The following is a 7,409-nucleotide window of genomic DNA, read 5'->3' on the forward strand; positions in this document are numbered from 1 at the left end:
CTCATCGGGTCAGGACATAGGTGCCTGGCGCGGGGCCCAGCGGTGGATAGGTAGTGTTACCCAGTTCGCTACGCGGCGCCTTGAGCGGGCCGGAACGCGGTGTGATCCACTCCAGCCACAATGGCCACCAGCTGCCCTCGTTGCGCTGGGCGTCGTAGAACCAGGCGCGCGGGTCACTGGTCAGCTTGGGGTTGGCCAGGTAGTAGGCCTTGGGGTTGCCGGGCGGGTTGATGATGCTCTGGATATGCCCGCTGTTGGCCAGTACGAAGCGCCGGTCGCCACCCAGCAGCAAGGCAGAGCGGTACACCGCATCCCACGGGGTGATGTGGTCGTTGCTGCCAGCTACGGTGAAGCTGTCGAGCTCGACCTTCTGCAGGTCGATGGGGGTGCCGCACACTTCCAGGCCGGCCGGGTGGGTCAGCGGGTTGAGCTTGAAGAAGTCCAGCAGGTCGCCATGCAGTGCGGCGGGCAGGCGCGTGCTGTCGGCATTCCAGTACAGGATGTCGAAGGCAGGGGGCGTCTTGCCCAGCAGGTAATTGTTGACCCAGTAGTTCCAGATCAGGTCGTTGGGCCGCATCCAGGCGAAGATCCGCGCCACCTCGGCGCCGTCCAGCACGCCGCGCTGGTAAGAGCGGCGCTTGGCTGCTTCGATGGTCTGCTCGTCGGCGAACAGGCTGGCGGGGCTTTCGAACTTGCTGTCCAGCAGGCTCACCAGGTAGGTGGCGCTGCGCACCCGGCGTAGCTGGTGCTTGGCTTGCAGGTGGCCCTGCAGCGCCGCCATGGTCAGCCCACCGGCACAGGCCCCCATCAGGTTGGGGTCGCGGTTGCCGCTGATGCTGCGGCAGGCATTGAGCGCTTCTTCCAGGGCCTGCACATAGCTGGACAGGCCCCATTCGCGGTGGCGTGGGTCGGGGTTGCGCCAGCTGACCATGAACACTTGCAGTCCATTCTTGAGCATGTACTGAACGAAGCTGTTGGTCGAGCTGAGGTCGAAGATGTAGAACTTGTTGATTTGCGGCGGCACCACCAGCAGTGGGCGGGCGTGCTGCTTTTCGCTCATCGGCTGGTACTGGATCAGCTCCAGCAGCTCGTTGCGAAACACCACTGCGCCGGGGGTTGCGGCGAGGTTGCCGCCCACTTCGAAGGCGCGCTCGTCTACCTGGCGTGGCAGGCCTTCGTTGTGGCGCAGGTCGTCGAGCAGGTGCGCCACGCCGCGCACCAGGCTCTGCCCGCCAGTGTTGAACAGTTCCTTGACTGCCAGCGGGTTGAGCAGCGAGTTGCTCGGCGCCAGAGCGTCGTTGATCAGGTTGAACAGGAAGTGCGCGCGGGCCCGATCATCGCCGTCCAGGTGGCTTTCCTCGATCCACAGGCGGGTCTGCTTCTGCCAGGCCAGGTAAGCCTGCAGGCTGCGACGGTAGAACGGGTTCTGGCTCCACGTCGGGTCGTTGAAGCGCGCGTCGCGTGGGTGTGGCTGGTGCGGCGTGTCACCGAGCATCACCCGGCCCAGCTGGCCGCTCAGGGCCAGCAGGTGGCGCGCGGTATGCAGCGGATTGCGCAGGCCGTGGCGGCCGACATTGCGCAACGTGGAAATCAGGTCACGGCCGCGCAGGCCGAGGATGGCGTTCTGCACGTTCATGCTGGTGGCGGGGAGCGTTGTCGTTCCTTTGGCCGGTTTGTCTTTCATGGCAACACTCCCTCGTCCAGACCTGGTGCCTCATGACTAAACATACTCACTGACTTAGCAGGGACCTTGTGGGAGCGGGTTTACCCGCGAACACCGGCGAAGCCGGTGCCATGCACCGCGTCGCATGTTTCGCGGGTAAACCCGCTCCCACGGGGTTTGCGGCGCGTTCACACGCCCGTCGCCGGGCGTGGGTGCATGACTGCGCGCTGACGTTCTTGCTGCAGGAACTTCATGATGATCGGGGCGACGGCCTCGGCCCGGGTGATCAGGAACAGATGGCCGTCGTCGATAATGTGTAGCTGGGCATTGGGAATCCGCCAGGCCAGCAGGCGCATGTTGATCAGCGGGATCAGCGGGTCATCGTCGCCGGCCAGCACCAGGGTCGGCTGCTGGATCTTGTGCAGCCAGTGGATGCTGGTCCAGCCAAGCCCGGCAAACAGCTGCCAGTAGTAGCCCATCTTGCCGCCGGAGCGCACCTTGGCCGCATGCTGCATGGCCAGGTCCGGGTCACGGCGGAAACCGCCGCCATAGATCATCGGCGCAATGCGGATGACATGCGACGGCTGCACGTAACGCCGTGGGCTGGCCATCATCCACAGCACTTTGGGCTTGCCCGGTACCATCACCGCGCCTGCGGCGGTGGCGGCCAGCACCAGCTTCTTGCAGCGCTCGGGGTAGTCGTGGGCAAACTGCTGTGCCAGCGCTCCGCCCCAGGACACGCCGATGGCATTGACCTGGCCGTAGTCGAGGTAGTCGAGCATCCGTGCCGTCAGCTTGGCCAACCCGGGGAAGCGATACGGGTGGCGCGGCGTGGATGAGCCGCCAACCCCAGGCACGTCGAAGGCAATGACTTCCAGGTCCGGGTCCAGTGCTTCGATGAATGGAAACACCAGCTCCAGGTTGGCGCCGATGCCGTTGAAGATCAGCAACGGCGTCAGGTGCGGCTTGCCTGGGCGGACCGCAGTGCGGATGGACTGGTTGTCCAGCTCGACGGTCCTGAAGATATAGGGTTGCGGCATGCGCGTGACTCTTGGGTGAAGTTAACACCGTGGCGCCCCGCAGGTGGCCACGGCGCTGCAACTCAACGCTCGTGAACGTAGGTGCCCGGGGAAGCTTCGCCGGCGGCATAGGCGCGGTTGCCCAGGCGGGTCGGCGCCTTTTTCAGTTCGCCGGCACGTTCACCCAGCCAGCTCTGCCAGTGCAGCCACCAGGAGTCGGCGTGCTTGGTGGCGTTTTCCTGCCAGGCCACCGGGTCACCCGGGCGGTCGGCGCCGGTCATGAAGCGTGCCTTGGGGTTGCCCGGTGGGTTGAGGATGCTCTGGATGTGGCCGCTGTTGGACAGCACGAACTCGATCTTGCCGCCAAACAGGTGCGCCGAGCGGTAGCACGATTGCCACGGGGTGATGTGGTCGTTGGTGCCGGCGAGGCTGTAGATGTCGCACTTGACCTGCTTCAGGTCGATCGCGGTGCCGCTCACTTCCAGGGCTTCGGGGCGGGTCAACGGGTTGCTTTTGAACATTTCGATCAAGTCGCCGTGGAAGGCGGCCGGCAAGCGCGTGGTGTCGTTGTTCCAGAACAGGATGTCGAACACCGGCGGCTCGTTGCCGAGCAGGTAGTTGTTGACCCAGTAGTTCCAGATCAGGTCGTTGGGGCGCATCCAGGCGAACACCTTGGCCATCTCGCTGCCTTCGAGCACGCCGGCCTGGTAGGAGTGGCGCTTGGCGGCCTCCAGGGTCTGCTCGTCGACGAACAATGCGACCTGGTTGTCGATGGTGGTGTCCAGCACACTGACCAGCAGAGTCAGGGCATTGACCTTGTTTTCGCCGAGGGCGGCATAGTGGCCTACCAGCGCGGTGCAGGTAATGCCGCCGGAACAGGCACCGAGCATGTTCAGGTCTTTGCTGCCGGTAATCGCCAGCACCGCGTCGACGGCTTCCTTGAGTGCGTCGATGTAGGTGGACAGGCCCCATTCGCGCTGGGCCTTGGTCGGGTTGCGCCAACTGATGATGAAGGTTTGCTGCTGCGAGCGCAGGCAGAAGCGCGCCAGGCTCTTTTCCGGGCTCAGGTCGAACACGTAGAACTTGTTGATCTGCGGCGGCACCACCAGCAGCGGGCGGGCATGCACCTGCTCGGTAATGGGGCTGTACTGGATCAGTTCCAGCACATCATTGCGGTACACCACGGCACCTTCGCTGGTGCCCAGGTTCTTGCCCACCTCGAAGGCGTCCATGTTCACCTGGCTGGGCATGCCGCCGTTGTTGACCAGGTCCTTGGCCAGGTTGGACAGGCCATCGAGCAAGCTCTTGCCGCCGGTTTCGAAGAAGCGCTTGACCGCTGCCGGGTTGGACAGGGTGTTGGTCGGCGCCATGGCCTCGGTCATCAGGTTGATGACGAACTGGCCGCGGCTGATGTCCTGGGGCGACAGGTCGCTGTCGCCGATCCAGTCCTGCAGCTCCTTGCGCCAGGCCAGGTAGGTTTGCAGGTAGCGGCGGTACAGCGGGTTGTTGCTCCAGGCTGGGTCATTGAAGCGACGGTCGTCGCTTTCTGGGGCAAGGCTGGACTTGCCCAGCAGCACGTTCTTCAGCTCCAGGCCAAAGTGGGCCACATGCTTGGCGCTGTGCAGCGGTTGGCGCACGGCCTGGCGCAGCACGGTGCGTGCCGAGCTCAACAGGTCCTTGCGGCGAATACCGATGACCGGGTTCAGCCCCAGGGTGTTTTCCGAGGCCTGCCGCTGCAGCTCATCGTTGTTCTTGTTACTCATCTACGACGCTCCGTTGTCCTGAGACGAGTACCGGTTGCTGTGGCGGGTGCACAGTTCTGAGCCCGGTACTGCTACTCGGGTGACCAGTGATAAGGAACAGCGGTGCTGCGAGGGGCCTGACTACCTGCAAAGTGACGCAGGGAACTTGCCACCCCCCATTGGTTACCCGACTTTCATGTAATGCGCAAGACAGCCCGTCACTGGGCCGTCTGTAGGTCATTCAAACAGATGAATCTAGAAAATGCGCTCTAAACCTTGCCGGCCTTGCGCTAGAGCATGAGTTTCACTACTGACTCGGCCGGGTCGCGGGATTTTCCGGCCTTGTGCAGTTCGTCGAGGTATTCGGCCCACAGCTGCTCCTGGCGCAGGCATAGCTGCTCGAGGTATTCCCAGGTGAACAGGCCGCTATCATGGCCGTCGTCGAAGGTCAGTTTCAGTGCATATTGGCCGGCAGGTTCCAGGCCGACCAGGCCGACATTGATCTTGCCGAACTGCAGGATAGGGTTGCCGTGGCCCTGGACCTCGGCGGAGGGGGAGTGCACGCGCAGGAATTCGGCGGGCAGGGTGTAGACCTCGCCGGGGGCGTAGGTGAGGCTGAGGGTTTTCGAGGCTTTGTGCAGGTTGATGGCGGTGGGCAGGCGGGCCATGGCTGGAATCTCTGGGGAGCTGATAGTGCACAGCTTCGGGAGATTCGGGAGATTGTGCAAGGGGGCTGCTGTGCAGCCCGATCGCGACACAAGGCCGCTCCTACAGGAGATCGTGGTCCCTTGTAGGAGCGGCCTTGTGTCGCGATCGGGCCGCACAGCGGCCCCCTGCGGTCTTACAGGATGTAACGCGACAGGTCTTCGTTCTGCGCCAGCTCACCCAGGTGGCCGTTCACATACGCCGCGTCGATCTGGATCGGCGCTTCGTCATGGGTGCTGGCCAGGTCGCCAGCACTGAACGACACCTCTTCGAGCAAACGCTCCAGCAGGGTGTGCAGGCGGCGGGCACCGATGTTCTCGGTCTTCTCGTTGACCTGGTAGGCAATCTCGGCCAGGCGCTTGATGCCGTCGGCGAGGAACTCGATGTTCAAGCCTTCGGTTTTCAGCAGGGCCTGGTACTGCTCGGTCAGCGAAGCGTGCGGCTCTTGCAGGATGCGCTCGAAGTCTTGCGGGGTCAGTGCCTTCAGCTCCACGCGAATTGGCAGGCGGCCTTGCAGCTCGGGCACCAGGTCGCTTGGCTTGCTCAGGTGGAATGCACCCGAGGCAATGAACAGGATGTGGTCGGTCTTGACCATGCCCAGCTTGGTGTTGACGGTGCAGCCTTCGATCAGTGGCAGCAGGTCGCGCTGCACGCCTTCACGGGATACATCGGCGCCGCCAACGTTACCGCGCTTGGCAACCTTGTCGATCTCGTCGATGAACACGATACCGTGCTGCTCGACCGCTTCCAGGGCCTTGGCCTTGAGCTCTTCCTCGTTGACCAGGCGGCTCGCTTCTTCATCGCGAACCATCTTCAGCGCTTCTTTCACCTTCAGCTTGCGTGCTTTGCGCTTGCCCTTGCCCATGTTGGCGAACAGGCTCTGCAGCTGGTTGGTCATTTCTTCCATGCCGGGCGGCGCGGCAATTTCCACACCTACGGCATCGGCTACTTCGATCTCGATTTCCTTGTCGTCCAGCTGGCCTTCGCGCAGGCGCTTGCGGAACAGCTGGCGAGTGTTGGAATCGGTGCTGGTCTGTGCGGCTTCTTCGGCGAAGCTGCTGACCCGAGCCTGCGGCAGCAGGGCGTCGAGGATACGGTCTTCGGCGGCGTCTTCGGCGCGGTGGCGTACGCGGATGATCTCTTGCTCACGCAGCATCTTCAGCGCGGCATCGGCCAGGTCGCGGATGATCGACTCGACATCGCGGCCCACGTAGCCCACTTCGGTGAACTTGGTGGCTTCAACCTTGAGGAACGGCGCGTTGGCCAGCTTGGCCAGGCGGCGGGCGATTTCGGTCTTGCCGACGCCGGTAGGGCCGATCATCAGGATGTTCTTCGGCGTTACTTCGGCACGCAGCTCGGCAGGCAGCTGCATCCGGCGCCAGCGGTTGCGCAGGGCAATGGCCACGGCGCGCTTGGCGTCGTCCTGGCCGATGATGTGGCGGTTGAGTTCGTGGACGATCTCGCGGGGGGTCATGGACATGATGAAAATGGTCCTTGGGCAGATGAGTCAGCGTGGAAAAGCCCCGTCACCGGGAAGGGGCGCCAGAACAGCTGAATCAGTCGGCCAGGTCCTGCTCCTCGATGGTCAGGTTATGGTTGGTGAACACGCAGATGTCGCCGGCGATGTTCAGGGCGGTTTCGGCGATTTCACGGGCCGAGAGGTCGGTCTTGTTCAGCAGGGCGCGGGCTGCGGCCTGGGCGTAGGCACCGCCGGAACCCATGGCGATCAGGCCGTCTTCGGGTTCGACCACGTCACCGTTGCCGGTGATGATCAGGGATGCGTCCTTGTTGGCTACCGCCAACATGGCTTCCAGGCGGCTCAGGGAACGGTCGGTACGCCATTCCTTGGCCAGCTCGACAGCGGCGCGGACCAGGTGGCCCTGGTGTTTTTCCAGCTGCCCTTCAAAGCGCTCGAACAGGGTGAAGGCGTCGGCGGTGGCACCGGCGAAGCCGGCGATGACCTGGCCGTGGTACAGGCGGCGCACTTTCTTGGCGTTGCCTTTCATCACGGTGTTGCCGAGGGATACCTGGCCGTCGCCACCCATGACGACTTTGCCGTTACGGCGGACAGAAACGATGGTGGTCAAGGGGAGAGTCTCCACGCAGCGGGGCGAAAGTGCCTGATGCAGACTCATATGGGGGTGGGGGGAAGGATTTCAACCGTGGGGGATGAATGGTCGGCTCGCTCTGCAAGTCAGGCACGGTCGATGTAGGTGCGGGCGGGGGTGGGGGGACGGGCGGGCCGCCGGCGCCCCCCCGGAAGGAGGGCTGGGACAACCC

At 63.7% G+C, this 7,409-nt stretch carries 6 protein-coding genes; all 6 read right to left on the bottom strand.

All coding sequences use genetic code 11. The features are described 5' to 3' along the window. Position 1: 1 nt before the first annotated feature. Positions 2–1,684, bottom strand: a complete 1,683-nt coding sequence (gene phaC, locus ABE456_RS17820) for a class II poly(R)-hydroxyalkanoic acid synthase (protein ID WP_346645075.1) — start codon at positions 1,682–1,684, stop codon at positions 2–4. 167 nt (positions 1,685–1,851) lie between these two features. Beyond that, positions 1,852–2,703, bottom strand: coding sequence for a poly(3-hydroxyalkanoate) depolymerase (gene phaZ, locus ABE456_RS17825; RefSeq protein WP_346645076.1), 852 nt, complete (start codon positions 2,701–2,703; stop codon positions 1,852–1,854). A 62-nt stretch (positions 2,704–2,765) separates the two neighbouring features. Continuing rightward, on the bottom strand, positions 2,766–4,445 hold the full coding sequence (gene phaC, locus ABE456_RS17830; protein WP_346645077.1) for a class II poly(R)-hydroxyalkanoic acid synthase: 1,680 nt from the start codon (positions 4,443–4,445) through the stop codon (positions 2,766–2,768). Positions 4,446–4,714: 269 nt separating this feature from the next. Next, a complete protein-coding gene (locus tag ABE456_RS17835; protein ID WP_346645078.1) occupies positions 4,715–5,092 on the bottom strand; it encodes a DUF971 domain-containing protein in 378 nt (125 codons plus the stop codon). A gap of 173 nt (positions 5,093–5,265) precedes the next feature. After that, the gene (gene hslU, locus ABE456_RS17840; protein WP_346645079.1) at positions 5,266–6,609 is read right to left on the bottom strand and encodes an ATP-dependent protease ATPase subunit HslU; all 1,344 of its coding nucleotides are present in this window, start codon (positions 6,607–6,609) and stop codon (positions 5,266–5,268) included. A 76-nt stretch (positions 6,610–6,685) separates the two neighbouring features. Then, on the bottom strand, positions 6,686–7,216 hold the full coding sequence (gene hslV / locus ABE456_RS17845) for an ATP-dependent protease subunit HslV (RefSeq protein ID WP_003249309.1): 531 nt from the start codon (positions 7,214–7,216) through the stop codon (positions 6,686–6,688). Positions 7,217–7,409 lie beyond the last annotated feature (193 nt).

The sequence above is a fragment of the Pseudomonas sp. TWI929 genome, assembly GCF_039673335.1.
Classification (GTDB): domain Bacteria; phylum Pseudomonadota; class Gammaproteobacteria; order Pseudomonadales; family Pseudomonadaceae; genus Aquipseudomonas.

What these genes read in the sequence shown, in the direction of transcription:
- phaC (WP_346645075.1), bottom strand. Translation starts at nt 1,684, where the DNA reads ATGAAAGACAAACCGGCCAAAGGAACGACAACGCTCCCCGCCACCAGC.
- ABE456_RS17835 (WP_346645078.1), bottom strand. Translation starts at nt 5,092, where the DNA reads ATGGCCCGCCTGCCCACCGCCATCAACCTGCACAAAGCCTCGAAAACC.
- phaZ (WP_346645076.1), bottom strand. Translation starts at nt 2,703, where the DNA reads ATGCCGCAACCCTATATCTTCAGGACCGTCGAGCTGGACAACCAGTCC.
- hslU (WP_346645079.1), bottom strand. Translation starts at nt 6,609, where the DNA reads ATGTCCATGACCCCCCGCGAGATCGTCCACGAACTCAACCGCCACATC.
- phaC (WP_346645077.1), bottom strand. Translation starts at nt 4,445, where the DNA reads ATGAGTAACAAGAACAACGATGAGCTGCAGCGGCAGGCCTCGGAAAAC.